Source organism: Pelagibius sp. Alg239-R121 (assembly GCF_947331435.1).
Classification (GTDB): Bacteria; Pseudomonadota; Alphaproteobacteria; order Kiloniellales; family Kiloniellaceae; genus Denitrobaculum.
In genome coordinates this window covers 311,688-337,399 of record NZ_CAMZOF010000004.1, presented here as the reverse complement: position 1 = coordinate 337,399, position 25,712 = coordinate 311,688, and the positions used below count along the sequence as shown (strand labels likewise).

The following is a 25,712-nucleotide window of genomic DNA, read 5'->3' as shown; positions in this document are numbered from 1 at the left end:
ACGCCCGCCAAGGGTCTGGCGGGCGTGTTTCAAGCGATCGTTATCACACCGGCTGAGAAGCCAGTGAAACCTGCGGTGTTATCCTTCGGGAAGGATCAGCCAGCCGTTCTCGTGCTTCGCAGGCACCAGAGCGCGGGTGTCCTGACCGAGCGGTAGTGTGTAATCCACTGCCGAAAGCACACGGCCATCGGCCGAGCGGAGCAGGCGTAGATTGATATGCACCTGATTGGTGCCCACCGCATAGGTGCCGGCAACCACGGCCTGGGCATCATGCTGCTGGCCGAGATGCTTGAGCTGACGTGACAGAACCAGCTCTCCCGCCTGCTGCTTGATGGCAACGGAGCCCCGCAGTTTCATCTCGGTAACATGGTAGCCCAGTTGTGCGAGACGGCCGGAAACCTGTTCAGCCACCATGCGCCCAAGTGTCGAGGACCGGCGCAGATCGTCGATATCGACCAGACTGGCAACCAGTACCGGTTCGGCCCGGTCAAGCGGCTGGATCGTTGTATCCACCAGCATGTCAGTTGCAAAGTACGTCTGTGTCCCGATATGGGCATCGACAGGCTGGGCGTTTGTTACCGGCCTTTTGCCGTCCAGGGCGCAGCCGGAAAGCAACAGTGCGGCCAGCGACAAGGCCGAGAAGATCTTGGTTTTGCGGGGCATCGTCATCATTCCTTGCAAACTATTCGCTGACCACGGGCACGCGCTGAACCTGCATGCGCTCGGTGATGCGCGGTTCAGTCGGCCGCGGAGCGGCAAGACCCGGATGCTGGGTCATGTAGAGCGGCAGATCGGCAGGCTTGATGTAAACCGCCTCGGAGTTCTGATAGAGAACTGCGTCGCCGTAGAGAATGCTGGTGGTAACGACCACTTCGGCATCGGTCACTGCACCGTAGTCGATCAGTGATGTGATGATCGGCCCTGCAGCGAAACCGCCGACAATCGCCGCTTCGAGCGGAACCGCATCGAAGGCGCTCAAGCCCAGACCTGCGGCAACCGACCACAGAACTGTCGAGGTCGCCGGGTACTTCTGGCTCCGCTCATCATAAAAGAAGGGCTGAACCCGGTAATTGACCACAATTGACTGCTCGGGAGAGGAGGAAACCGCCATATTGTGGTCCAGCAGGTTCTGCTGAAGGATACCTTTAAATGCCGAGCTGAACGGCATGTCTGAGGCCAAACCCTGGACATAAAAGGGTCGTCCGCCGAGCAGGCTGCGCTGATAGAGTTCATCCTCGATCGCGCCACTTGCGGCATCCAGTTCAGGCACGGATTGCAACGAAGCAACCATATCCTGTACCACTCGATCACCGAGCTGGTCCCAATGCTGCCAGGTCATGACTTTGTACTGTGAAAGCTGCTTGCCCTCGGGAAAGTGCTTCACAGTTGGCTGTGCGCATCCGGCCAGAAACGCCAAGGCAAAGATGGCGATAATCCCGCGTCGCATCATAAAAGGTCTCCGAACAGTGAGAGGCGCCTGAACCCCCGCCCTACCCAAGCCTAGTGGCCTAAAGTGGAGCTGAATCTCGGCGGCGTCGGAAAAAGGCTGCCAGCAAATCCCTTCATTCCGGTTAAGAAAACTGGGGCAATTTTTGGCTAAAATTTTATATTTTCTCTTAATTATTTCCGGATCTTAGCTGTAAGCGAACAGCCTGGATCCCGCGTCTAGGCGCCTCCCGCTCGGGACAAATCCCCAGTCGCAATAGGTCTTTGAAGGGAGTCTTTCCACCGTGGTGTTGTTGCGGGCCGGACACATAATCTATAAAGTCGAAAGTTCATGATTTGTTCTGGTTTTCAACTCTACCAACTATGGTATCTTCACAAAGTTGTCACGCAACATGTTGTGTTTGATCCACAGTTAGAACTGTCCACTACTGTGGATAACGGGGGAGTGCTAGAATGGATGGCTCGGGGGTTTTATTGCGTGAAGATGTCATGACAATTTCGGAAGAGTCTGTGGATAAGTCGTCACTTGATGTGAATCTAGGGTCGTTGCAGAACGAATCCGCGCCGATTCAGGCCGAGATGTTCGGCGAGCTTGAGATGGCACCGAAAGATCTGCCCAACGACCAGGATGAAGCACTTCTTGGTGATGGCGAGATTCGCGACATCTTTCAGAATGAACGCGGTATCCGCGTCGTCATGGACCGCACACGCGACGATCTGCTGACCGCATTCGGCAAGGCGACCCTCACTGACCGTTACCTGATGGACGGCGAGAGCTTTCAGGATCTCTTTGCCCGGGTCGCGGCCCATTTCGCCGACGACACCGATCATGCCCAGCGCCTCTACGACGCCATCTCCCGCCTGTGGTTTATGCCTTCGACGCCGGTCCTTTCCAACGGAGGCACCACCCGTGGACTGCCGATTTCCTGCTTCCTCAACGAAGCCGGCGATTCTCTCGACGGTATCGTCGACCTCTGGAACGAGAATGTCTGGCTGGCCGCACGCGGTGGCGGCATCGGCAGCTACTGGGGCAATCTACGCTCGATCGGCGAGCGGGTCGGCCACAACGGCAAGACCAGCGGTGTCATCCCCTTCATCCGGGTTATGGATTCACTCACCCTGGCTATCAGCCAGGGATCGCTGCGCCGCGGCTCGGCCGCCTGCTACATGCCGGTGACCCACCCGGAAATCGAAGAATTCATCGAACTGCGCCGCCCGACCGGCGGAGATCCGAACCGCAAGGCGCTGAACCTGCACCACGGCGTGCTGCTGACCGATGCCTTCATGCGCGCAGTGGAAAACGATGACGAATGGGCGCTGACCAGCCCCAAGGACCACGCCGTGATCCGCAAGGTAAAAGCGCGCGATCTCTGGATCCGTATCCTCACGGCGAGGATCGAGACCGGCGAACCTTACATCATCTACGGCGACCACATTAACCGGGCGATCCCCGAACATCACAAGCTTGCCGGCCTTAACGTCAAGATGTCCAACCTCTGCAGCGAAATTACGTTGCCGACAGGGATCGATCATCACGGCGTCGACCGCACAGCCGTCTGCTGCCTCTCCTCACTGAACCTGGACAAGTACTTCGAGTGGAAGGATGAGGAAGGCTTCGTCGAGGATATTATGCGATTCCTCGACAATGTGCTTAGCGACTTCATCGCAAAGGCGCCGGATTCCATGGCCCGCGCGCGCTATTCCGCCGAACGTGAACGCTCCGTGGGCTTGGGCGTCATGGGCTTCCACTCCTTCCTGCAAAAGCACCGGATCCCGATAGAAGGTGTCATGGCAAAGGTTTGGAATAAGAAAATCTTTGAGCAGATCCGCAGTCAGGCCGATGCAGCCTCGAAGCTGCTGGCCGAAGAACGCGGTGCCTGTCTCGATGCCGAGGAATTCGGTATTATGGAGCGCTTCTCCAACAAAATGGCGATCGCCCCCACCGCATCCATCTCGATCATTTGTGGCGGTTCCTCCCCCGGGATCGAGCCAATGGCAGGTAACAGCTTTACTCACAAAACCCTTTCCGGCTCCTTCAACGTCCGCAACAAATACCTGGAAGAGCTGCTTGAGGAAAAAGGCCATAACGACGAGGACACCTGGACTTCGATCACATTGAACGAAGGATCGGTACAGCACTTGGAGTTCCTGAGCGACGACGAAAAAGACGTCTTCAAGACCGCTTTCGAGTTGGATCAGCGCTGGTTAATCGAGCACGCTGCCGATCGCACGCCGTTCATCTGTCAGGCGCAGTCCCTGAACGTGTTCGTGCCCGCTGACGTGCATAAACGCGATCTGCATCAAATCCACTTCCAGGCCTGGAAAAAGGGTGTTAAGTCGCTCTATTACTGCCGCTCGAAATCCATGCAGCGCGCTGAATCGGCAAACTCCAACGAAGCCGTTTCTTCGGTGCCGCATCTTGGCAAAATCGACAGCAAGGGCCAGGACAGGAGCGCGGCGCCGGCAAGCACAGACTATGAAGAGTGTCTCGCTTGCCAGTAGACGCCTACCGATCGAATTCGCACTGACTATGTGCCGGCATTGCGGCCTATTGGTGGTGCCGAAAGAGAATTATTGGCGTTCCAGGAACCGGAAAGCCGTATACAGTTTAATAGCCTCCCACCGGTTCAAGTAGCGCGCGGGAGGACTTCGCTTCTCAGAGGCGAATGGATTTATCCGGCAGGGTCGCGCCAACAGTGACGACTGCCGAAGAGGAGACGCCATCCCATGTCGTTGCTGGACGCCAGCCCGGTCTATAAGCCGTTTCGCTACCCCTGGGCCTACGATGCCTGGCTGATGCAGCAACGCATCCATTGGCTGCCCGAAGAGGTGCCGTTGGCCGACGACGTAAAGGACTGGCAGCAAAAGCTGAGTGAAGGCGAGAAAAATCTGCTAACTCAGATTTTCCGCTTCTTCACGCAATCGGATGTAGAGGTAAACAACTGTTACATGAAGCACTACAGCCAAGTGTTTCAGCCGACAGAAGTACAGATGATGCTGGCCGCCTTCTCCAATATGGAGACGGTGCATATCGCCGCCTACTCTCACCTGCTCGACACCATTGGCATGCCGGAATCGGAGTATTCCGCCTTCCTCCACTATAAGGAGATGAAGGACAAGTACGATTACATGCACGAGTTTGGAGTCGAGACCAAGAAAGACATCGCTATCACCCTTGCTGTCTTCGGCGCCTTTACAGAAGGCCTGCAGCTTTTTGCGAGCTTCGCGATCCTGTTGAATTTCCCGCGCTTCAACAAGATGAAGGGCATGGGCCAGATCGTCTCCTGGTCGGTCCGCGACGAGACCCTGCACACCCAGTCGGCGATCCGCCTCTTTAAGACCTTTATCAGCGAAAATCCGGAGATCTGGAACGAGGATTTCGAGCGCGAACTCTACAAGGCCTGCGAAACCATCGTGGTCCACGAAGACGCCTTCATTGATCTTGCCTTTGAAATGGGCGGAATTGAAGGGCTGAGTGCGGAAGAGGTGAAGTCCTACATCCGCTACATCGCCGACCGCCGACTAGGTCAGCTTAGCCTGCAGCCGCTCTATCGCATCGAAAAGAACCCTCTGCCCTGGCTCGACGCCATGCTCAACGGCGTCGAACACGTCAACTTTTTCGAAAACCGTGCGACCGAATACACCAAGGCCGCCACGCAGGGCAGCTGGGAAGAGGCCTTCGCCTGACGCTTCCTCGCAGTTTCGGTGCCATCAGGCCTTGGGGCCATCAGGCCTCGTTCATGAGGTCGCGGACAGCTGCGTCGAGAAAAGCCTCGAAGGCCGGCTCGTTCCCCGGGCTTGCAACGCAATGCCCCCAAGGTGATGTGAACGGCCGCAGCTCCGCATTCGGCATCTGTCCAACTTCGATTGCGTTGTCGGCAGGCGGGAAGTAAAGATCGTCGCTGCAGGGCATCAGGATAGCCCGCGCGGTAATGGCGCCCAGTGCACGCTTCAAATCACCCTCGTAAACCGGGTTCGCGCTGATATCACCCATCTGCCAAGTCTTGAGCTTGGCAAGCAGGTTGTTGGCGTCCCAGTTTTGGGCATGATCCTCGGCCCAATCGTCAAGCAGTTCTTCCGGCGTCTGGAATCCAAGCTGCCGGTATAGGCCTTCGCGATAAAAGGTCTGCGAAAACGCCCAGCCAGCATAGACCCGGCCAAAGGCGCGCAACCCCCGCCGCGGCGGTGATCGGTAGTTGCCATTGTTCCAGTCGCCATCAGCGCAGAGTGCCGCCTTCACACCTTCGAGAAAGACGAAGTTGTGCGGAGAGGTCTTGGCGGACGCACAAAACGGCAGGATCGCCTTTACCATATCCGGATACTGCGCCGCCCACTGATAGGCCTGACAACCCGCCATCGACCAGCCGGCAACCAAGGCAATACCTTCAATACCGTAGCGTTCAGTGAGCAGACGGTGTTGGCAGGCAACATTGTCCCAGAGCGTCACATCGGGAAAGCCGGCTCCATGACAGGGAACCGACGCATTGCTGGGCGAAGTCGAGAGGCCGTTTCCGAACATGTTGATGGAAAGGATGAAATGCCTGGCAGGATCGATCGCTCGGCCCGGACCGAAAAACCCCTCGTTCCGGCCGTGACTTCCGGTATAGAAGGTCGGAAGGACGACGACATTGTCCCGGGATTGATTGAGCGCGCCATAGGTTTTGTATGCCAGTTGGGCATTGGTCAAGCGGCCGCCGCCCAGCAGCTCGACATCACCCAGTTCGAAAATTTCGTAATCCATACCACCGCACTCCCGGGACATCAGGCTCTTCTTCAGTATAGCCGCAGATATTCCTGCACTTCCCAGTCGGTGACGGCCTGATGATAGCGCTCCCACTCATCGGTCTTGTAGGCGATGTAGGATTTTCGCATCACTAGACCCATAACCCGCTCGGCCAGTGCATCGTCACGCAAGGCGTCGGTCGCCATCATCAGATTGCGCGGCAAGCGCCGGATACCGAGCTCCTCGAATTCCGAATCGCTCATCGCATAAAGATCTCGATCGGTCGGCGGACCCGGGTCGATTTTGTTAGTTACACCTTCGACAGCCGCAGTCAGGGTCATACCGAGCGCAAGGTAGACATTCATGCACATGTCCGCGGCGCGGTTCTCGATACAATAGCGGCTCTGCGGCAGGCGAAATTGAGCGGAACGATTATTGTGCCCATAAGTGATGTTCGTCGGCGCCCAGGTTACGGTGCCTCCTTCAAATCCGCCGACCCGTGGAACCAACCCGTTGTAGGAGTTTACCGTCGGGCAGGTGATCGCGGTGATGGCTTCAGCATGCGCCATAAGCCCGCCAACCGCATGATGTGCCGTGTCACTCCATCCGTCCTCTTCCGAGCCAAAGAGATTCTTGCCCGACTGATCCGCTGCCTGCAGAGAAAAATTGATATGAGCACCGGAGCGCCAGTCGCCGACCGTTGGCTTCGGCATGAATGTAATGAACATACCGTGCTTCTTGGCAACTTCCTTCAAGAGTATGCGCAGGAAAACCAGCCGGTCGGCCATTTCCAGAAGATGCGTGTAGTGAAAATCGAGCTCAAACTGCGAATAGGCACCTTCGGCAACCACATCGTGGAGATTCCAGCCCAAGCCCTCCAGAATATCGATCATGTCCTTGAGAAACGGCATCGAATCGATGGAGTATTCTACGTCATAACCAAACGCCTGTCGGCGCGGGCGCACACCCTCCACCGGATCGTTGTCGATCGCCTTAACCGGCTGTCCCTGCTCGTCGTAGCGCAGAGCGATAAACTCCGGCTCGATCCCGGCATAACCCACATATCCAGCCTGCTCGGCGTCGCGAACCGCTCGCTTGAGCGCTTGCCGCGGACAGACATTGTAGGGCTTATCTTCCCAAAAGAGATCGGCGAAGATAATCGCCATCGAGGTATCCCAGGGACATATGTAGACTGCGTCCAGATCGGGTACCATGACCTGGTCGGAATCGGCAGGCGACAACTCCGGCACATAGGAGATTGAGTGGACAGCGAACTGCGGCCCCTTACCCATGCACAGCAGTTCGAAATCGCTCATCGGAACCGGCTTGGTCTTGGGAATTCCGAAAAGATCGATCCAACAGGATAAGACATATTTGACGCCGGCATCTTCGAGGCGCTTGCGCACTTCGGCCACCCGTGCCTCAGATGGCAAGGCGTCGGCAAAATTCTCAACATAAGCAGTCATTGTGTTCTCCCTGCAGCGGGATTGCTGCACCCGTTTGTTGATCCGGCCCGTGTTATTCCCAATTACGTTTCAACAGGAATTGGTTCTTGAAATTCTTCAGTCCCGTCATTGTCTCGCTTGAGGCAATGTCGGGCTGGCCATGAATTTCTCTGTTGAGAAAATCGAGAAAGCCGTTGCGGTCATCGCTGACCACTTCGACCAGCAAGTCGAAGCGGCCGCTGACCCATAGGATGTAGACAACATCCGGCAAGGCAGCGAGCCGTTCTGCAACGGCTGCCGGTGCGTGTCCCGAGGCAAGCTTCAGGCCCAGCATTGCATCGGTTTTGTATTCGGCGGCCACTGGATCAGCCATTGCTACGATCCGCAGCATCCCCGCTTGCTTCATGCTGCCCACGCGATTGCGGATCGTCCCCTCAGACACGCCCAGTTCTTGCGCGACCTCCGAAAAGGCCATCCGTCCGTCTTGCTGCAACAAAGAAATGATCGAACGATTAAGCCTGTCGTCCGGAGAGGATTTATCCATTTGCCGGTTAGCCGCATTTCCCTCATCGGCACCGGCAATACTCTCGACAATCTTTGCACCTCTGGCCACAGGACACTCCCTTTTACTTCACACACAGTTACGTGCGGAAATCACAAAAAATCAATATAATTTTTCGTATTTCGTATAATTTTTCACATTTACTACGAATTACGTAATTTACCGCATAGGGTTTCGGGATCGATATTTCGTGTTTCAGTTTGAAAGAATGCTAGCGGACCGATCCAGCAACCGCCTGGTAAGGGCGGGTCTCCAACGGGGTGAAAAAGGGGATACATCTTTCGACCTCAGCGCCCATCATCACGCCTTCTCGCAATCGCAAATTCGTTCTAATGACACAAGAATGACATACGGGGAATGCACGACATACGCGTTGACATTTTTAAGTCACAACAACATAATACGCCTACAAACAATCCAAGTATAAAACAGGCTGATGTAGTAATAAGCCGTTTTTGCAAATCCACCGGGAATATCCAATGTCGACAAGGGCGCTGCCCTTGCACAAGATTCGGGGCACGACATGGAAATCGAGTTAGGCAATCTCCGCTTCAACACGGAGTACCAGCTGACCTTTGTAGGCGGTCTGGCATTTTTATTTTTCTATTGCTACGACAGCTTCAACAAACCAGTGAAAAGCGGCGATTCCTTCGTCAGCACCCTTGCGCCACGTGAACTCGCGTCAAACCAGGATTACCTCAAGGCCTTCCTGGTCTACTTCTTTCTGATGACGCTGATCTATGCCTTCCTCTCGATATTCTTTCCGCACATCCTTCAGGCGGTCGAGTTTGCCGGTCTGGGCGACATATCGGTTGGCTTTGCAGCAACCCCCGAAACGGACGGGAACGCCGAGGGGCTGACTGAAGCCTTCAGTTTCAGCGGTCCGGAAGCCACTTACGCCGCGGCCTGGATGCCCATGGCCATCGCAATGATCCTGACCGGCATTTCCACAAACTATCAATGGCTCAACAAGATCGAGCTTTCCGTGCGCAGCGCGACCCACCGCATCATCGGCATTCCAGACGGGATCGAAAAGCTGGCCCAGCGCATTCAGGTCGCGCTCCTTGACGTCGAGAAATTCGACACCAACGACAGCCTCTTCATCCACGAGAAATTCAAGCTGATCACAGGCAAGGAGCTACATGACGTCTCGACCTACTACGACGACGTCATCACGGCCGACCCGCTGCGCCGCTGGATCAGGATGCAGTTTCTGTTCGACCGAATCGAAAACAAAAAACACCTCATCAACTCAGCCCTGAACGTGCATGTTTTCGAGCACTACGATTTCATCCTGAACCGCATTCGCCTTTCGGCCCTTGAGCTCTCAAATCTGGAGAGAATCAAACCGGTCCTGGCACCGGCCGATAGCGACGAACAGCAGAACATCACCGAGCGACAGATCGCGACAACGAAAAAAATTGACAGCACGCTGCACGACATTCACGCCATCCTGGCGGCAAGTATCTTTCAGCACAACAATGATCCGGCGTCGGTGATGAGCGCCTTTCAGGCGGTCGGGCTCTCGACGACAACGATTCGCAAGGACAACATCATCAACGGAGTCATCGCTGCGATCTTTATGCTGTTCTTTCTTGTGATCGTAATTGTCCTCCTGACGCCCCCCATCGCCGCGATGCTCAACATCACGACCTCGGAAGCTTTCCCGAAAGATTCCAACGATGCGCTGATTTGGGCAACCTCCGCCATTAGTCTGCATGGTGCTTCAGCGCTCATTGCCTGGAGCTATCAGAACAAACGGATCGTGGCACGGCGCTGGCGAGCTATGAACATTGGAAAGTTTGAAGTCCCCGCCCTGCAGTATGCCTTCGCCTGTCTCGTGACCTACCTGGCCGGTGCCTTCGCCCTGCTCTGCTGGTGGTGGATCAAGCAACTTTTTAGCGGCGAGACTCTCCTCCTCACCCAGAACGAACTCTGGATCCCGATCTTCGGTGTCCTCGGAATGGTCACCGGTTTCTGGGTGCTCTACACCATCGATGTCGCGCAACGCAGCGATCTCTCGAAACAACGCCTGTTGCTACAACCTCTCCTGCACGGATTAACGACGGGCCTGGCCGGTTACTTTCTTATGACCGTGTTTCTGAGTGGAAATCCGGATCTCGCCTTCAGCGTCTATGTCGGCATCGTGACCGCCCTGCAGGGCGGATTGATCGGCACCATCGTCACCCTCTTTTCCCGTCATCAGTTTTCCAAACCCGGTGCCTCTGCGGAACCGCTGGTCGTGGCCCAACCTGCGACGATGCCATAAGGGAAACGGACAGCATGATCAGAACCTCCCAAATCTACGCCACACCGCTCCGACCTAAGCTCGCACGTCTGACGTCGCTGCTGTGCGTCTTCGCACTGATGACTAGCAGTGTGACCCTTGGAATGGCTCAAGCCGCAACCGAGGAAACGGAAATCATTCGCTTCGGCGTGCGCCACGACGCGGCCCCTCTCTCCTTTATGAAGGACGGCAAGTGGGTCGGTTACAGCGTCAATCTCTGCAGCCTGATCCTTGACGCTTACCGTAAGGAACTGCCGGACGGCGCAAGCGTAGAGGCAGAATTCGTCCGCGTCACGGCGTCGAACCGTTTCGAATTCTTGAAACGCGGTGACGTCGATGCGCTCTGCGAAGCCACTACCGTCACGATCAGCCGGATGAAATCCCACCACTTCAGTCTACTGACCTTCGTCAGCGGTGCCGGCGGTATCAAGAAAAAGGAAACAAGCGTCCGTGCGCTCAAAGGAAAATCCACGCGCGCACGCGGCATCAAGGTCAGCGTCGTTGACGGTACCACGACCAAGGAGCAAGTGGAGAAACTGTTGGGATATGCAGTGGTTTTTCCCAGCAAACCGGTCCCGTCCCATGACGTCGCATTCGATCTTCTCCGTAATGGGGATGTCGAGCTCTACGTCGGAGACCGCATTATTCTCCGTGAGAAGTTGCTGAACCAGAATGACCGCGATGACTATGATCTCTCTGCGGGCTTTCTCTCCTATGAGCCCTATGCCATCGCTATCCGCCACGGTCGCGAAGATCTGTTGCAGGTCGCCAACGCGACCCTCGCCCGGCTCTATCGCGATGGCGACGAAGGCATCAAACCGATCTACAAACTCTGGTTCAAGGACTCCAAAATGAGCAAGCTGCTGTGGTCCATGTATCAGTTGCAGAAGCTGCCTGAGTGACGCAGAAGTTAAACTCCGATGTGAAAAGGTCTCCACGACCTGTCGCAAAATACTTCGCCAGGTTCGAGGCAAAATCACGAGCGCATGGACACCGTGATCACCATCACGTGAGCACGTCAGCACAATTGCTCGTCTGTGACCAATCTTGGTCAAGCTGACAGCACCGCACTGAGGGCCTGCGATTCTTGAGCATCGCGCGGTAAATCTGGCACATCAAAGATGCTCTAACTCTATGAAATGGATTAACCGACAGCCAATCACTTCTCATTCCCGGTCGGTTGATTTAAGGGCGGTCTTCGAGCTTTCCCCAAAACTGCACTACATCAGCATCAATGCGCTCGGCTGCGGCATTGATGATTGTGCACATGGCTCGAGCGACACGAGAGGACTGACGCAATCGTGGCTGCATCAGGGAAATTTCAAATGCGATGTTCGCATCCAGCGGACGCAGGACCAGCCCCTGCTCGAGGTAATCCAGCGCTGTAAGTGCATCTACAATGGCCACGCCTGCACCATGGACCACTAATTCGCAGGCGATATGGGCAGTAAACACATCCAGCCGTCGTGCAGGTAAGGCACCACTGTCTTCCAGGACCCGGTCCAGTTCCAATGGCCAACGGTCAAAGTTGCTAAGCGTGATCAGATCATATCCCTTTAAAGCACGTGGAGAGATTCTGCCGGAGCCGGCAAGCGTGTGATCGGGGGCGCAGACACAGACCAAAGGCAAACACATCAGCTTAGAGGTTTCGATTCCCGGTTCGGTGCCCCGGTCCAAACCAATGCCGATGTCCACAGTGCCAGCGGCAACAGCACGCGCAATCCAGTCGGTGCTGCGCACGGGAATTGATAGTGAGACATTTGAATGTGTCTTGGCGAAACTAGCCACCAGTTTCGGCAACCACCGTTGCGCTAGCAAAGGCATGGCTGCAACTGTTAGATCTCCATGCCGGTTGCGTTTGAGGTCGTCGGCAAATCGCGAAAGTGAGTCGAGTCCGGTATAGACCTGTTCGACCTGCTCAATGAGTGCCAATGCCTCAACTGTGGGGATCAGTTGATTGCCCTTGCGCAGAAACAGATCAAATCCGAGGTCATGCTCCATCAGGCGCAAATGCTTGCTGATGGCAGGTTGGCTGATGTTCAGGCGACGCGCTGCTTCTGTGACAGAACCAGCAGACATAATCTCGCGGAATACCTCAATTTGCCGGATGTTCATAACTAATCTTTCGTCTCGACTAAAATAAATCGATTTGAGGTTATGTTGCTCTACTTGCACACTCGAGTCCATTCATCGAGTGATCCAGGACAGGCGCATGACAACGGCTGCGATGCCTTCCCGCCGAGACGAACGGGTCTTGTGGCCCGGCGAACTATCCTTTCCATTGGAGGATTTCTCGGCGCGACTGATCTTGGTTCAGAAGGACCTGACCCGGCGTGCTTTGAATGGCGCGCTGATATTCGATCCAGAAAATATGTATTGGCTGACCGGGTTTCAAACCATCGGCTACTTTACCTTCCAAGCCATGTATGTCCCTGCCGACGGACTTCCCACGGTCATCACACGGATCGTCAACCGGGACATGGCACTGGCTTTACCGACGATCGGTGCGGTCGAGCCAGTTCTGGATACAGAGGATCATGTGGATGTTCTGAGAGGGTTTCTGGAGCAGACCGGACGGGGACGGCTCGGGCTTGAAACGCTGTCGCGATATCTGTGCGTGCACGACTACCGGCGTTTGCTAACGACCGATGGCTTGGAATTCGTCGACTGGGATTGGGTGATTGAAAGCCAGCGCGCCGTCAAAACCGGACCCCAGATTGATCGCATGCGCGCCGCGGCACGGACCGTCGAGGCCGGTATCGATGCTGCCCTGAAGACGATTGCGCCGGGACGGACAGACAATGACGTGGCCGCGGCGCTTTATCATGGCTCGATTGCCGCCGGCAGCGAATATATTGGCCATCCCCCCATGGTTGTTAGCGGTAAGCGCAGTGCGCTTTGCTTCGCCTTGTGGAAACGCAAAGTCATTGCGCGTGGCGATGTGGTTCTGCTCGAAGGGGCGGGCTGCATTGACCGCTATCACGTGATGATGTCCCGATCAGCCGTTGTCGGACCACCCACCGATGAACAAAAAGCGGCGGCAGAAGCGCTGATCAGCATTCTTGAAACCGCTGTTGAAACGATCAAGCCAGGTGAAACGGCCGGCGCGATCGACCGTAAGTGCCGTGACGGCGTCGAAAAGCTGGGGCTGGGAAAGTACTTCAAAAGCCGTGTCGCTTACGGCATTGGCATTGGTTTCCCGCCAAACTGGGCAGAGGGACATATCTATGCCATCCGTCCAGACGATCCGATGCTCTTGCGAGAAAACATGACCTTTCACGTGATCCCAACCATTTTTCGTGAGGACTTTGGTATGGCGATCAGCGACAGCGTGCGCGTCACCTCAACGGGATGCGAAGTCTTAACCAAATACCCCCGCGATCTGGTGATCGTAGACTGTGACAGCTAACAAGGAGAGACCGATGTTTGAATTTACCAGGATGCTCGTCCGATACAGCCTGTCTGCCGTAGTCTTGGCAGCAGCGGCAGCCGTAGCGCAGGCGCAAGAAAAATGGGACATGCCTGCTGCTTATTCTGGCCAAAACTATGTCTCTAAATCCTACATCGCTTTTGCAGAGGCCGTGACCGCCAATTCGAATGGCGCGTTGGAAATCGTCGTGCATCCTGCAGGGTCGCTCTATAAAGGGGCGGAGATCCTGCGTGCCGTGCGTTCAGGGCAGGTTCCGATCGGCGGACGCTATATGGGAGCTCATGCGAAAGAGGATCCAATCTTCGGAATGGACGTAGTGCCGTTTCTCGCCTCCGACTTTGACGCAGCTTGGGATTTGTATCAGACCTCCAAGCCCGCCATCGAATCGGCGTTATCCGAGCGCGGCATGAAACTGCTCTACATGCCCGTCTGGCCGCCCCAGGGGCTGTTCAGCAAAAACCAAGTCACTACGATGGCAGATATGAAGGGCACAAAATTTCGCGCCGCTGATGCAAACACCTCGCGGTTGGCGGTGCTGATGGGGGCAACCCCCACCAAAACCGAAGCGACGGAGATCAGTCAGGCATTTTCAACGGGTGTGGCTGACAGCATGATGGGATCGGGTGCGATCGGCGTTTTCCAAAAGATGTGGGATAATGTCGACTACTTCTACACTGTAAATGCCTGGATCCCCAAAAGTGCCGTGATCGTCAACGCCGATGCATGGGCCGATCTGGACGACGCGACCAAACAGGTGGTGATGGATGCGGCGGCCAAGGCCGAAGCGGACGTCTGGCAGGCCGCAAAGGACATCACCGACAGTTATAACGCGACCATGGCTGAAAACGGCATGACCGTAGCGCCTCCGTCAAAGCAATTGAAAAGCGAGTTCAGCACGATTGGTGCCAAAATGGCCACCGAATGGGCGGAAAATGCCGGTGAGGCAGGGACTGCGGCTCTGGTGGCGTTTAAAGCATCGAACTGATCTCAATCCAATGCTTGGCGCTGTCGAAAAACTGATTGTGTTGACCTGCCGGCTCTGCGGATTTCTGGCCGCGGGAGTGGTTCTGATATTGACGGGTTTGGTTGTTGTCAGTATCGGCAGCCGCGCCGTTGGCGTCTATGTGCCGGGCTTGACGGACTATGCAGCCTATTGCCTGGCCTGGGCGGGAGCACTCGGCATGGCCTACACCTTTGGACAGCATGGTCATATCCGCGTTGAGATGTTGGTGGATCAGATGCACGGCAGGCGGCGGTATTGGTTTGAACTGTGTGTTCTCACGCTCGCCACGGCGATGACCGTCTACCTGTCGTACTTCTTGGTGAAAATGACCCATACCTCGTGGCTGTACGAGGATCGCAGCGATGGATCCGACGAAATCCTCATCTGGATTCCGCAGGTTCCATTTGCTGCGGGTTTTTGCCTGTTCTCGCTGGTCTTGGTGCTTGCGTTCATCAAGGCGTTGATCCGGCGTGATCTGGAAGGTCTGGCCGCGACGAAAAAATCCGAAAGCTGGGAATAGACAAATGGCCGAAACCAGCCTTGCCATTCTGATGATTGTCGCCCTTCTGGGGCTGCTGGCTGTCGGCCTGTGGATTGGCCTGGCGCTGATGGGCGTCGGCTTCATTTCGATGATTCTGTTTACATCCCGCCCTGTGGGCGACGCATTGGCGACCACAGTCTGGTCGCACAGCGCGCTTTGGGGATTGGCGTCATTGCCATTGTTTATCTGGATGGGTGAGATTCTGTTCCGTTCGCGACTGTCCGAAGGTTTGTTCAGTGGCCTTGCGCCATTGATGCGGCGACTGCCAGGTGGGTTGATCCATGTGAACATCGTGGGCTGTGCCACCTTTGCAGCGATCTCAGGATCCTCGGCCGCCACTCTGGCGACCATTGGCAAGATCACTGTGCCCGAGCTGAAAAAGCGCGGCTATCCCGACAGAATGGCTTATGGCACCCTTGCCGGAGCCTCTACGCTGGGCCTGTTGATCCCACCTTCAATTATCATGATTGTCTATGGCGTGACCGCACAGGTATCGATTACGCGGTTGTTCATGGCGGGCATCTTTCCCGGTCTGATGCTGGGAGGTCTCTTCGTCGGCTATATCGTTCTGTGGGGAATGCTGACCGAAGAAGGGCGCGCGATGCGCGAAGAGCGTGCCACTTGGGGTGAAAAGCTTCGCGGCGTCGTTCGGCTGACGCCGGTCGCGGGACTGATCGTGGTGGTGATCGGGTCGATTTACAGTGGCTTGGCGTCTCCGACAGAGGCAGCTGTGCTCGGTGTTTTAGGGGCGCTTTTCCTGTCGACTGCCGAGCGCTCCCTGACATGGACCAGCTTTATTGAAGGATTGATGGGCGCGACCAAGACAACATCGATGATCATGCTGCTGGTTGCGGGATCCGCGTTTCTGACGCTGGCCATGGGGTTCACGGGCTTGCCGAGAGAACTGGCGGAGTGGATTGGAGGCATGAACCTCACTCCTTGGATGCTGATAGCTGCCCTGACGCTGTTTTACGTGATCTTGGGTTTTTTCCTCGACGGAATCTCATCGATTGTACTCACCATGGCCGTGGTCGAACCATTGGTTCGCGGTGCAGGGATCGACATGATTTGGTTCGGTATCTTTGTCGTGCTGGTCGCCGAAATGGCGATGATCACGCCACCGGTGGGGTTCAATCTCTTTCTGGTGCAAAGTATGACGGGCCGCGACTTGGGGTTCATTGCGCGCGCGGCACTGCCAATGTTCGTGCTCATGGTCTTTGGGGTAATATTGCTGACGGTCTTCCCGGGATTGGCGCTCTGGTTGCCAGAAGTACTGACGGCGAGGAATTGAGCCGATGGACCGTACCGTCCTGGTCTGTGTTGACACGTCCGATCCCGATTGCTGGCCTGCGCTCTTAGCTGACGTGCTCCACTCCGCTGTCACTGGCGCAACACTTCATATGGTGCACGTTGTCCCCGAGGAAGAGGCGCTTGGGCCTCTGTCTCAATTCGTACCTGAAGGATTTGCGGATGCGCATCGCGCAACATCGCACAGCAAGCTGGAGACTATGTCCAAGGACCTGCCAAGTCATGTGGACATCAAGCTACATATGCGCAGCGGAAATATCTACGTCGAGGCACTGAATCTCGCTGAAAAGATTGAAGCGGACCTTATCATCATTGGTTCAAGCAGACCGGACCTGCGCGACTATCTGCTCGGACCAAAAGCGGCACGGATAGTGCGGCATGCCAAATGCTCGGTGTTGGTTGTGCGATCATGAGTTAGGAGGGCCTATCGCTAAATTCAGGTGTAGAAGTCTCGATTTGATCAGACACTTCGCTTTTTAAAGAGAGAGTTACCGACTTTGATGGATGTGGCCAACCTCGCATCGCCCGAGACGACGCAGGCGCTGCCACACCGTATAGCGAAGCCTTCCAAGAATGCGAGGGTAAATAAATGACCCGTCCATGGGGGCAGATCGACCTGGCTCATCTACCCCCATATCAACAGAAACGGCCCCTCTCACTTTAACATCAGAAAGCCGAAGACGCGGGCTCGTCATTCTTTTATGGGATTTTGAAACCTATCGTTCCCCCTGCAGCGTCCAAGCCGTTTTGTCACGATTAACTAGAGTAACTCCTGACACCACCTTGTCAGCAGCCCTCCCCTAAGATCAACCCATCACATCGATCCTTAGGGCATTGTCGGAATGACTACTTTTTCGTCCCTGGAAATCTCCAGTAACAGAACCCATAACCAACATCTGATCGGCATCCTGCTGGTGGTTGCCTCGGCGGTCGTCTTCAGTCTGGCGGGTGTCCTGACCAAGATGATCGAGAGCGACGCCTGGACAATCGCCTGCTGGCGCGGTCTGTTCGGTGCCCTGTTTATTACGCTCTATGTCCTGTGGCGTGAGCGCGGACGAAAGTTTTCAGACATCTTTTCGCTCGGCTGGCGCGGCTGGCTGCTGGCGACCATCGGCAGCCTCTCGACTCTCGCCTTTATCAATGCCTTCAAACTGACATACGTCGCCAATGTCGCGATCATCTATGCCACCGCGCCCTTCATCGCGGCGGCACTCGAATGGATGCTTCGCGGTGTAGGTGTCCGGCCGTCGACCATGATTGCCGCTATTGCTTCCCTGCTTGGCGTGGCGATCATGGCCGGCGCCGGCGCCGCTACTGGCAGCATTACGGGAGATGCGTTGGCCCTGGTTATGACTCTTGGCATGTCGCTCTATATGGTCCTGATCCGGGTCTTTACCGATACGCCGGTCGTGCTGGCAGCGGCCGCGTCGGCCTTTCAGCTCTTCGTCTTGGGTTGGTTTATTACCGAGCCCCTAGCCGTTTCCTCGAACGACGCCGTTCTACTCGTCCTCTTCGGTGTCGTCTTTGCCGTGGCATCGGTCCTGCTGACCGAGGGCACCCGCATGATCCCGGCGTCGGAATCAGGTTTGCTGGGTTCAGCCGAGACGCCGCTTGCCGTGCTCTTCGCCTGGCTTATCCTCGCCGAGTTGCCGCCTAGTGCAAGCCTGATCGGCGGTGCGATTGTTATGCTCGCGGTGATTGGCCATGCCGCACGGGATTTCGTCGGCGCTGCAAGATAAACTCAAAGCAGCGAGGCAATTGAAGGGACAGCCATGCGAAAACCAGCATCCATGCGTGGCCTCGAAGACCTGGGGCGTGTCCGGCTGAGCCCGAACTTCTTCCTGCGTGACTTTCTCTATTCCGAGATCGCGGGGTTTCATGGCATTGCCAACATTCCGACGGATCCCGATCTTGCAATCACGGCCGGGCGCCATCTCTGCACGGAGTTGCTCGAACCCTTGCAACGGACCTTCGGCCGTGTCGCAGTTCGCTCAGGCTATCGTTCAGCTGAAGTCACGGCCTTTGGCAACGCCCGAAAGCAGGGCGCCAGCGTGAAGGCCAATGCCGCCTATCACGTTTGGGATTTACGTGACAGTCAAGGTCGGATGGGCGCGGCAGCCTGCGTCGTCATCCCCTGGTTTGCCGATCGCTATGAACGGGGTGCGGACTGGCGGTGTCTGGCGTGGTGGATTCACGATCATCTGCTCTTCGAACACCTTCAGTTTTTCCCCAAACTCTGTGCCTTTAACATACAGTGGTGTGAAAGCGCAGACCGCAGGATAGACAGCTTCATCCGACCAAAAGGCTGCCTGACGAAACCCGGTATGGCCAATTATGAAGGCAATCATGCTGAATGGTACGAAGGTTTTCCGGTCCTCGTGCAACCTCAGTAGTGAATGCCTTTCGCGGAACCTTGTTCGCGGATGATCGCGCCAACTTCACCGTCAAAGGAATCGCTCTCACCCTGCTTCGCAAGCTCCTTCTTGATATAGATATCGCGTTTGGTGACCAATATGTTGATCTTACGGCGTAGCGCATCTCGTTCTTTCGTCTTCTCGGCGATTGCCAATTCACGCGCCTCCGGACTCAAGCCCTGAAGGTCGGTCGGCAAAGCCTCCGGCTCCAATTCCTCGAGCGTCACGCGCCCTTCCGCCAAGTCGTTGATCAACTCGCCACGACCCGTAACGATCTCCTCGCTGGCGCCCTTTGACTTGAAATAGGCCGACTTATCCGCAATGACCGAACTCGGTGCTGCAGCGGTGCGTCCGAGTTTCTGCCGGACCTCATCCTGCTGCACCCTCTTGCCATACGGCAAAGCCGTCCCGTTCAGGCGCTGATTTAACGATTGAATATCCTGATCGAAAGGTGTTTCGATGATCTGCATATTGCCGGTCTGGGGGATGGATACAAAGCGCCCCTGGGCCAATCGTGCGATTTCACGCCAAATCTGGCCGGTATCCCCCGCACCACCGGCCAGCACAGTATTGATCACGATGTCCCGCTCGGCCGCCAGACTCGCGGTGACCGGGTATTTGATGTCGTCCTGGTAATTCATTTTCGGGGGCGAATCGCCGACCAGGAAAACCACGCGATAGACAGAACCGCCCCGATCCCAGCTCAGGCCGTTGATCGCATCGTCCAGGGCCTGATTAACGGATTCGGGCCGGTCGCCGCCACCATCCGCCTCGAACTTCAGTAACTCGCCGTAAATCCGATCTATATCATCGGTCAGATCGAAACTCCGGGTCACATAAGCGTCGCCCCGATCACGGTAACCGATCAGCGCCATGCGCAGATCCGGCGCCACCTTGGCATCCAGCATTTCTTTGGCGATCGACCAGATCTTGACCTTTGCGCCCTGGATCAGATGATCCATCGAGCCAGTGGTATCCAACAGAAAGGCCACGTCGATCTGGGGGCCGGCATGCTGTTCGGCCTGGCCGTGATGGTCCCGCTTGAAATGCGCGTCCTTCGAGGACTGCTCCGCCGCGACGGGAAACCCAGCCAGGATCAAGCAGGTCACCAACATCCCAGCTCCGATCAGTCTTGTCCCGGTTAATCGTCGCATCGCCCCCCCCTATGTCTGGTGATTAAAGCGACGATAGGAAATCACGCCACGACGGCCGTGCGAGGGCAGTGAAAAGGCGGAGTTAAGGCAAAGTTATGTCACGGCGAGGCAACTAAGGCAGAGAGACCGTTCCTGGGCGACAGCAGTGACGGCTGCCGCCCAGGATTGGACATGCTCATATTACGGCCGTCCGACGAAACCGGACCCGGCCAAAAGCAATCACACGATCTCAACCCGAAGCAGGGAACGAACGTGCTGGATTTGATTCAGGATCGTGGCAACCGACGAGCCTGCAAACAACAGGCCGACGGCGCGGTTGCTCGAGCGGTCCGCGACAATCGATCCGGAATCTCCGCCAGCGGACATATTAGTGGTAATGATTTGATCCCGGAACCGCGCCACACGCCCGGCGCCGTAATTGACGTCGATCGTCGCATTGACCGCGGTAATCCGCCCGGTCGTGTAGTTCGTCGTACGCCCCGTCTTGTGAAGACGCATGCCGACATTGACCTGTGCCCGCGGCACCCAGCCCTGCAGGTGCCCGACCCAGTGTATCTCGCGTTTCAGGTCGTGAAACTGGCCTTCCGCCACGGCTGCATCGACCAGATTGCGATGTAGAAAGCGCGGCACCGGCGGCTCGAACGTGATCGGAATGAAACGGTTGAGTCGCGCAATCCGGTCAGTTGGATCAGTCCCGCCGTCAAAGGGACCCGGCTGAAGAACCGGATCGCCCAAACCAGCATTATTGCTGTTTGCCAGCACGTGGTTGTTGCTCAGGATATAGTAGCGACCCGGAATTCCAGCAGGGTTGCTGCCGGTTCCTTCCAGATCGAAAACGCAGGTGCCGATGGTGCCGGCTGTGATGTTGACGTGACCGACTGAATAACCGCCGGAGGCGGGCCGGATCCGTCGAGCCAAAGCCTCGATACCGACCTCAGCCGGCTCAGCCTGACCGGCAAACAGCTCGCCGACCGCCAAGACATCGGTTTGCATATTATTGATCTTGGCCGGAATCATATCGCCTTCGCTCAATTCGTCCTTTCCGACCTTTTGCGACACAAGAGCAAGCAGAGCTGACTTGCCTGTCGGCTCACCCTTGGACCACTTGACTCCCAGGCCGAAGCCGACAAGGTTCGCGGGTGTACTCTCCGGCTTCAACATTTTCTCTACGGCCATTGCCTGCGTTTTAAGGGCCGATGCGCTGGTGGAATCTTCAGGTTTCAGGATCATTTTTTTTGTATCATTGGGCATGACTAATCCTTCCTTGTTTCTCCAGAGTCCTGCGCCGAAATTGATCCGATAACTTCAAGCTCGACCTTGTAGCCGTCGAGTTCCAAAGGGACCCCCGCCCGTTCGCGGTCCTCGTCGTGAATCCTCCTGTTCGTGAATATTTTAATGACCTTGACGCCCTCTCGTTCACCGATTCCAACACCCTGGACATCGGGCAAACTCAAAAGAGCGTCCTCGTGGAGTCTCAGTACGTCGTCAATTGTCATGTCGAGCACGCTATCGAGATGGCGATCTGTCGCCAAGATATCGGGTCAAAGACCGAGCCCGTCATCAGCCGACAGGTCTTGTTGGCAACTCACTACTCGCAAATTGAATCAGTGGGCTGGATTAAGGGCCTCATTGTAGACTGACCCGTGTTTGAGCAATCGAGTCGAAGTGGCGATTCACCCCTGAGAGGCAGGAACTGATGCCAATCAGTCGATCAGCTAAAGCTTGCGGCTCAGAGTAAATCGGTCTGCCTTTAGTCCCCGATTTTTTCAGTAGTTCGGAGGGCTACTTAGCGTTGATACTATACGCCACCATACAGCTGGCACGCAAGATAAATTCATTCGTGTACGTTTTTATTGTTCGGTACTTGGAATTACGCGACGGTCACAAGCGAAGCCTGATTGACGTCCGCTATACAACCAGTTGTCACGGGCGTCCTGTATCTCACGCCAAACTGACGAATACATTCGCCATTCCAAAACCCAGAACCATACCGCTTCACGCCGACATAATGACGATCGAGGAATTCACTTTCTATACTTCACAAAAAAGAAAAACACCGATCCTTCTTTTGATTTCCTAAAACAAGAATCTATTTTCCCTTATCAGCTACACGCAAATTTGGCACAACAATCACTTATTATTTACCAGTTAACTAAATTTTAGCGCATAGCTCGTATTGTTTTCATGATGAAGGACTATCATTTTTTATAATATGACGACGTGACGACAAAGGAGCAGTGAGTGTCGATCGAGCCGAATATCATCTCATTTCCCACACCCGGCATCCCGGGGGACGAGTACGACTATTGGCTGAGCTGGGTAGAATGTGAGCTCGCTATCTTGGGCTATGATCTGCCAGAGCTATCCTACGACTGGAAATCCGCGTACGAACGGAAAATGAAACCCGAGGAAGCAGCGACGGCAGCTGTGGCTGCTGTGGACCAAAACGCCTAACGCCGATCAATCGCGCAGAACCCGCCAACGCCCTTTAAGGCGTCTACCGACAGCAAACGCCCGTGAAGCACGTGTTCAGCACAACACTGAGAATTCAGCCATTCTGTTAGAAGTTTTAGGCCTCTGGCAGCTCCGAAGACGGCTGCTCCGTCACATGCGACGTCTTGTCACCACGCGCGCAGAGTAGGATGCAGGCGAGGCCCAGTCCGATTGCGCCCCAGAGGACGCCAGCGTAGATCAATTCCATGTCTTCCGATCTCCAAGCATGGCCGGATTGTTGTGCGGAGTTAGTCCGTTCTGCGTTATGCAGGAGATAGATTAACGGGTGGTTAGATTTGCACGACGCCCGCGAATTTAAGTGGGTGACATTCGCAGATCTGTTATGCAAATTCAGCATGGCTAAACATCGAATTGCCGCGCGTACTGCAGCGCCGGCATTCCTAGCGATCCTAAGGTCTTAGAGCAAGCCGGACGACTGCGGAATCCATAAAAATATTGCAGTTGGTCGCACTGCGTGACTTGCCTATTATCGCCGCCAAGCTTCCACTTTCATTGCGAGAAGAGGTCCGAGCATGGTGAAATTCGGTGTCGGTCAGGGTTTACGGCGCGTCGAGGACGTGCGTCTTTTGACCGGTCACGGTCGCTATACGGATGACATCAAGGAAAATGGCGAAGTCTTTGGTTTCGTTTTACGAAGCCCCCACGCTCATGCCGAAATCAGCGCGCTAGACGTCGAAGACGCCAGGGCTGCACCGGGCGTCCTGGGAGTTTATACCCACGAAGATCTGACCGCCGACGGCGTGCAGGATATCCCCTGCATGACGCCGATTCCCGGTAAGAACGACAGCCTGCCGATCATGCCCCCACATCCTGCCTTGGCCCGCGGACGGGTCCGCCATATCGGTGATCCGGTGGCCTTCGTGGTGGCTGAAACGCTGGAGCAGGCAAAGGACGCGGCCGAACTGATCTTCGTCGACTTTAAGGACCTTCCCGCCAACGTCCTCTCCGAGAAAGCAATGCAAGCGGGTACGCCGCAAATCTGGGATGAGGCTCCAGGCAACATCTGCCTGGATTGGGAACAGGGCGATCAGGGTATGACGGAGGCCGCATTGGCCGCTTCCCATAAGGTGGTCAAACTGAACCTCGTCAACAACCGGATTGTGGTCAATGCCATGGAACCACGCGGCGCTTTGGCCAGCTATGATGCCGAAAGCGATCAACTGACCCTGGTCAGCGGCAGTCAGGGCGTCTTTTCGCTTCGAGGGCAGCTTGCCGACCGGGTCTTCCAGATTCCGCAGGAGAAACTCAGAGTTCTGACACAGGACGTCGGCGGCGGTTTCGGAATGAAGATCTTCGTCTATCCGGAACAGGTCATGGTGCTCTTCGCTGCCCGGCGCCTGCGTCGCCCTGTCCGCTGGACCGGTGAACGCGGCGAAAGCTTTATGAGCGACAGCCAGGGTCGTGATCATCTCACGACAGTCGAAGCCGGCCTGGACGAGAATGGTAAGATTACGGCTCTCAAGGTTTCGACGGTCGCCGATCTGGGCGCCTACCTCTCCAATTATGGCCCCTATATTCCGACGGCTTGCGGATCGCACATGCTTTGCGGGGTCTATTCGGTTCCCACGGTTTACGTTGACGTCAAATGCGTCTTCACGAACACCGTGCCTGTCGACGCCTATCGTGGCGCCGGTCGCCCGGAGGCTGCTTACGTGGTCGAGCGCCTGATCGATTACGCGGCCCGCGAGATAGGTATCAGCCCGGATGAGATGCGGCGCAGGAACTTTATTCCCTTCGAGGCCATGCCTTACACGACTTCAACCGGCATTACCTATGATTCCGGTGATTTCGCCGAGATGATGCAGCGGGCCCAAACCGCAGCCGATTGGAGCGATTTTGAAGCGCGTCGCATCACCTCCAGATCCAAGGGTAAGCTGCGCGGTATCGGTATGTCCTCCTACGTCGAGGCTTGCGGCACATCGGGCAAGGAAGAAGCGCGAATCAAAGTCAGAGCCGACGGTGGAATCACCCTCTTCATCGGGACTCAGAACAATGGCCAGGGCCATGCGACGGCCTATGCACAGATTCTGGCCGACAAGCTGGGCGTAGAGCCCGAACAGGTCGAGTTGCGTCAAGGCGACACCAATGAGCTGACATCCGGCGGCGGCACCGGAGGTTCGCGATCGGTCCTGATGGGCGGCATGGCAATCGCGGGCGCTTCGGAAAAGGTGATTGCCCGCGCCCGCGAAATCGCCGGACACCTTCTCGAAGCCGCAACAGAGGACATCGCATTCGATGCCGGCATGCTGTCAATTGTCGGTACCGACCGCAGGGTTTCGCTGGCAGACGTCGCCCAGGCGATCGAGGAAGGCATGAACCTGCCGCCGGAAACCGCAGAAGCAGTCACGGACGGAATTGACGAAACCTCAAACTTCGAGGAGACCTTGCCCATGACCTACCCCAACGGCTGTCACATCTGCGAAGTCGAGGTCGACGAAGCCACAGGCGTCACGCAAATTCTGCGCTACGTCATCTATGATGATTTCGGCAAGGTCATCAATCCGCTGCTTGCGGCGGGCCAGGTGCATGGTGGAACGGTTCAGGGCATTGGCCAGGCCCTCCTGGAGCACACTGTCTACGACCCGGAGACGGGGCAACTGCTCTCAGGCTCGTACCTCGATTACTGCATGCCTCGTGCCGACGATATTCCGCAGATCGAGTTGACAATGGTTGAGGATATGCCTTGCGCAACCAACGACATGGGCGTTAAGGGAGCCGGTGAGGCCGGTGCCATCGGCGCCCCGCCTGCCGTCATCAATGCCATCGTCGACGCCCTGTCCCCTTTCGGCGTTCATCATGTGGATATGCCGGCGACATCCGAAAAGATCTGGCGGATTATTCAGCATGCCAATCGGAATCAGGTGGCGGCTGAATAGAGAAGCGGA

General features: G+C 56.1%; 23 protein-coding genes. 13 read left to right on the top strand and 10 right to left on the bottom strand.

Features of this window, described 5'->3' with window-relative positions:
* Positions 1 to 78: 78 nt before the first annotated feature.
* Both QMZ18_RS15130 and QMZ18_RS15125 read right to left on the bottom strand, forming a co-directional pair.
* The gene (locus QMZ18_RS15130) at positions 79 to 663 is read right to left on the bottom strand and encodes a FlgO family outer membrane protein (RefSeq protein ID WP_282607144.1); all 585 of its coding nucleotides are present in this window, start codon (positions 661 to 663) and stop codon (positions 79 to 81) included.
* Positions 664 to 682: 19 nt separating this feature from the next.
* Complete coding sequence (locus QMZ18_RS15125; protein ID WP_282607143.1) at positions 683 to 1,450, bottom strand: hypothetical protein; 768 nt, start codon at positions 1,448 to 1,450, stop codon at positions 683 to 685.
* 449 nt (positions 1,451 to 1,899) lie between these two features.
* On the opposite strand from QMZ18_RS15125, the gene QMZ18_RS15120 reads away from it, so the two are divergent.
* The gene (locus QMZ18_RS15120) at positions 1,900 to 3,948 is read left to right on the top strand and encodes a ribonucleoside-diphosphate reductase subunit alpha (RefSeq protein ID WP_282607142.1); all 2,049 of its coding nucleotides are present in this window, start codon (positions 1,900 to 1,902) and stop codon (positions 3,946 to 3,948) included.
* 225 nt (positions 3,949 to 4,173) lie between these two features.
* Positions 4,174 to 5,133: a ribonucleotide-diphosphate reductase subunit beta gene (locus QMZ18_RS15115; RefSeq protein ID WP_282607141.1), complete on the top strand. Its 960-nt coding sequence runs from the start codon at positions 4,174 to 4,176 to the stop codon at positions 5,131 to 5,133.
* A gap of 40 nt (positions 5,134 to 5,173) precedes the next feature.
* Here QMZ18_RS15115 and QMZ18_RS15110 read toward each other — a convergent pair whose 3' ends face one another.
* The 3 genes from QMZ18_RS15110 to QMZ18_RS15100 are packed head-to-tail and all read right to left on the bottom strand — an operon-like array spanning position 5,174 to position 8,227.
* Positions 5,174 to 6,187, bottom strand: coding sequence for an alpha/beta fold hydrolase (locus tag QMZ18_RS15110; protein ID WP_282607140.1), 1,014 nt, complete (start codon positions 6,185 to 6,187; stop codon positions 5,174 to 5,176).
* A 32-nt stretch (positions 6,188 to 6,219) separates the two neighbouring features.
* Positions 6,220 to 7,635, bottom strand: coding sequence for a glutamine synthetase family protein (locus tag QMZ18_RS15105; RefSeq protein WP_282607139.1), 1,416 nt, complete (start codon positions 7,633 to 7,635; stop codon positions 6,220 to 6,222).
* A gap of 52 nt (positions 7,636 to 7,687) precedes the next feature.
* Entirely contained in the window at positions 7,688 to 8,227 is a 540-nt protein-coding gene (locus QMZ18_RS15100) for an Lrp/AsnC family transcriptional regulator (protein ID WP_282607138.1), read from the bottom strand.
* 472 nt (positions 8,228 to 8,699) lie between these two features.
* On the opposite strand from QMZ18_RS15100, the gene QMZ18_RS15095 reads away from it, so the two are divergent.
* Both QMZ18_RS15095 and QMZ18_RS15090 read left to right on the top strand, forming a co-directional pair.
* Complete coding sequence (locus tag QMZ18_RS15095; protein WP_282607137.1) at positions 8,700 to 10,445, top strand: hypothetical protein; 1,746 nt, start codon at positions 8,700 to 8,702, stop codon at positions 10,443 to 10,445.
* A 14-nt stretch (positions 10,446 to 10,459) separates the two neighbouring features.
* Entirely contained in the window at positions 10,460 to 11,365 is a 906-nt protein-coding gene (locus tag QMZ18_RS15090; protein WP_282607136.1) for a transporter substrate-binding domain-containing protein, read from the top strand.
* Between the two features lie 283 nt (positions 11,366 to 11,648).
* On the opposite strand, the gene QMZ18_RS15085 is transcribed toward QMZ18_RS15090, so the two are convergent.
* Positions 11,649 to 12,650, bottom strand: coding sequence for a LysR substrate-binding domain-containing protein (locus QMZ18_RS15085; protein ID WP_282607135.1), 1,002 nt, complete (start codon positions 12,648 to 12,650; stop codon positions 11,649 to 11,651).
* 25 nt (positions 12,651 to 12,675) lie between these two features.
* Here QMZ18_RS15085 and QMZ18_RS15080 point away from each other — a divergent pair, with 25 nt between their 5' ends.
* The 7 genes from QMZ18_RS15080 to QMZ18_RS15050 all read left to right on the top strand — a co-directional run bounded on the left by QMZ18_RS15080 (position 12,676) and on the right by QMZ18_RS15050 (position 19,138).
* Complete coding sequence (locus QMZ18_RS15080) at positions 12,676 to 13,872, top strand: Xaa-Pro peptidase family protein (RefSeq protein WP_282607134.1); 1,197 nt, start codon at positions 12,676 to 12,678, stop codon at positions 13,870 to 13,872.
* Positions 13,873 to 13,885: 13 nt separating this feature from the next.
* Entirely contained in the window at positions 13,886 to 14,878 is a 993-nt protein-coding gene (locus tag QMZ18_RS15075; protein ID WP_282607133.1) for a TRAP transporter substrate-binding protein, read from the top strand.
* A gap of 88 nt (positions 14,879 to 14,966) precedes the next feature.
* On the top strand, positions 14,967 to 15,416 hold the full coding sequence (locus QMZ18_RS15070; protein ID WP_282607132.1) for a TRAP transporter small permease: 450 nt from the start codon (positions 14,967 to 14,969) through the stop codon (positions 15,414 to 15,416).
* A 4-nt stretch (positions 15,417 to 15,420) separates the two neighbouring features.
* Complete coding sequence (locus QMZ18_RS15065) at positions 15,421 to 16,728, top strand: TRAP transporter large permease (RefSeq protein ID WP_282607131.1); 1,308 nt, start codon at positions 15,421 to 15,423, stop codon at positions 16,726 to 16,728.
* A gap of 4 nt (positions 16,729 to 16,732) precedes the next feature.
* A complete protein-coding gene (locus QMZ18_RS15060; RefSeq protein ID WP_282607130.1) occupies positions 16,733 to 17,158 on the top strand; it encodes a universal stress protein in 426 nt (141 codons plus the stop codon).
* A gap of 429 nt (positions 17,159 to 17,587) precedes the next feature.
* A complete protein-coding gene (locus tag QMZ18_RS15055) occupies positions 17,588 to 18,484 on the top strand; it encodes a DMT family transporter (protein WP_282607129.1) in 897 nt (298 codons plus the stop codon).
* Positions 18,485 to 18,517: 33 nt separating this feature from the next.
* Positions 18,518 to 19,138 carry a hypothetical protein gene (locus tag QMZ18_RS15050; RefSeq protein ID WP_282607128.1) on the top strand — a complete coding sequence of 207 codons (621 nt, stop codon included), beginning with the start codon at positions 18,518 to 18,520 and terminating at the stop codon, positions 19,136 to 19,138.
* Here QMZ18_RS15050 and QMZ18_RS15045 read toward each other — a convergent pair.
* From QMZ18_RS15045 to QMZ18_RS15035, 3 genes are all read right to left on the bottom strand, one after another.
* Complete coding sequence (locus tag QMZ18_RS15045; RefSeq protein WP_282607127.1) at positions 19,132 to 20,313, bottom strand: vWA domain-containing protein; 1,182 nt, start codon at positions 20,311 to 20,313, stop codon at positions 19,132 to 19,134. The two genes, QMZ18_RS15050 and QMZ18_RS15045, sit on opposite strands and share 7 nt — an antisense overlap.
* A 219-nt stretch (positions 20,314 to 20,532) precedes the next feature.
* Entirely contained in the window at positions 20,533 to 21,564 is a 1,032-nt protein-coding gene (locus tag QMZ18_RS15040; RefSeq protein ID WP_282607126.1) for a hypothetical protein, read from the bottom strand.
* Positions 21,565 to 21,566: 2 nt separating this feature from the next.
* Positions 21,567 to 21,809 carry a hypothetical protein gene (locus tag QMZ18_RS15035; RefSeq protein WP_282607125.1) on the bottom strand — a complete coding sequence of 81 codons (243 nt, stop codon included), beginning with the start codon at positions 21,807 to 21,809 and terminating at the stop codon, positions 21,567 to 21,569.
* A 745-nt stretch (positions 21,810 to 22,554) separates the two neighbouring features.
* Here QMZ18_RS15035 and QMZ18_RS15030 point away from each other — a divergent pair.
* Positions 22,555 to 22,767 (top strand): hypothetical protein, encoded by a 213-nt coding sequence (locus QMZ18_RS15030; RefSeq protein ID WP_282607124.1) that lies wholly within the window; start codon positions 22,555 to 22,557, stop codon positions 22,765 to 22,767.
* A gap of 115 nt (positions 22,768 to 22,882) precedes the next feature.
* Here the strand turns inward: QMZ18_RS15030 and QMZ18_RS15025 are convergent, their stop codons facing one another.
* On the bottom strand, positions 22,883 to 23,014 hold the full coding sequence (locus QMZ18_RS15025) for a hypothetical protein (RefSeq protein ID WP_282607123.1): 132 nt from the start codon (positions 23,012 to 23,014) through the stop codon (positions 22,883 to 22,885).
* 325 nt (positions 23,015 to 23,339) lie between these two features.
* On the opposite strand from QMZ18_RS15025, the gene QMZ18_RS15020 reads away from it, so the two are divergent.
* Positions 23,340 to 25,703, top strand: coding sequence for a xanthine dehydrogenase family protein molybdopterin-binding subunit (locus QMZ18_RS15020; protein WP_282607122.1), 2,364 nt, complete (start codon positions 23,340 to 23,342; stop codon positions 25,701 to 25,703).
* Positions 25,704 to 25,712 lie beyond the last annotated feature (9 nt).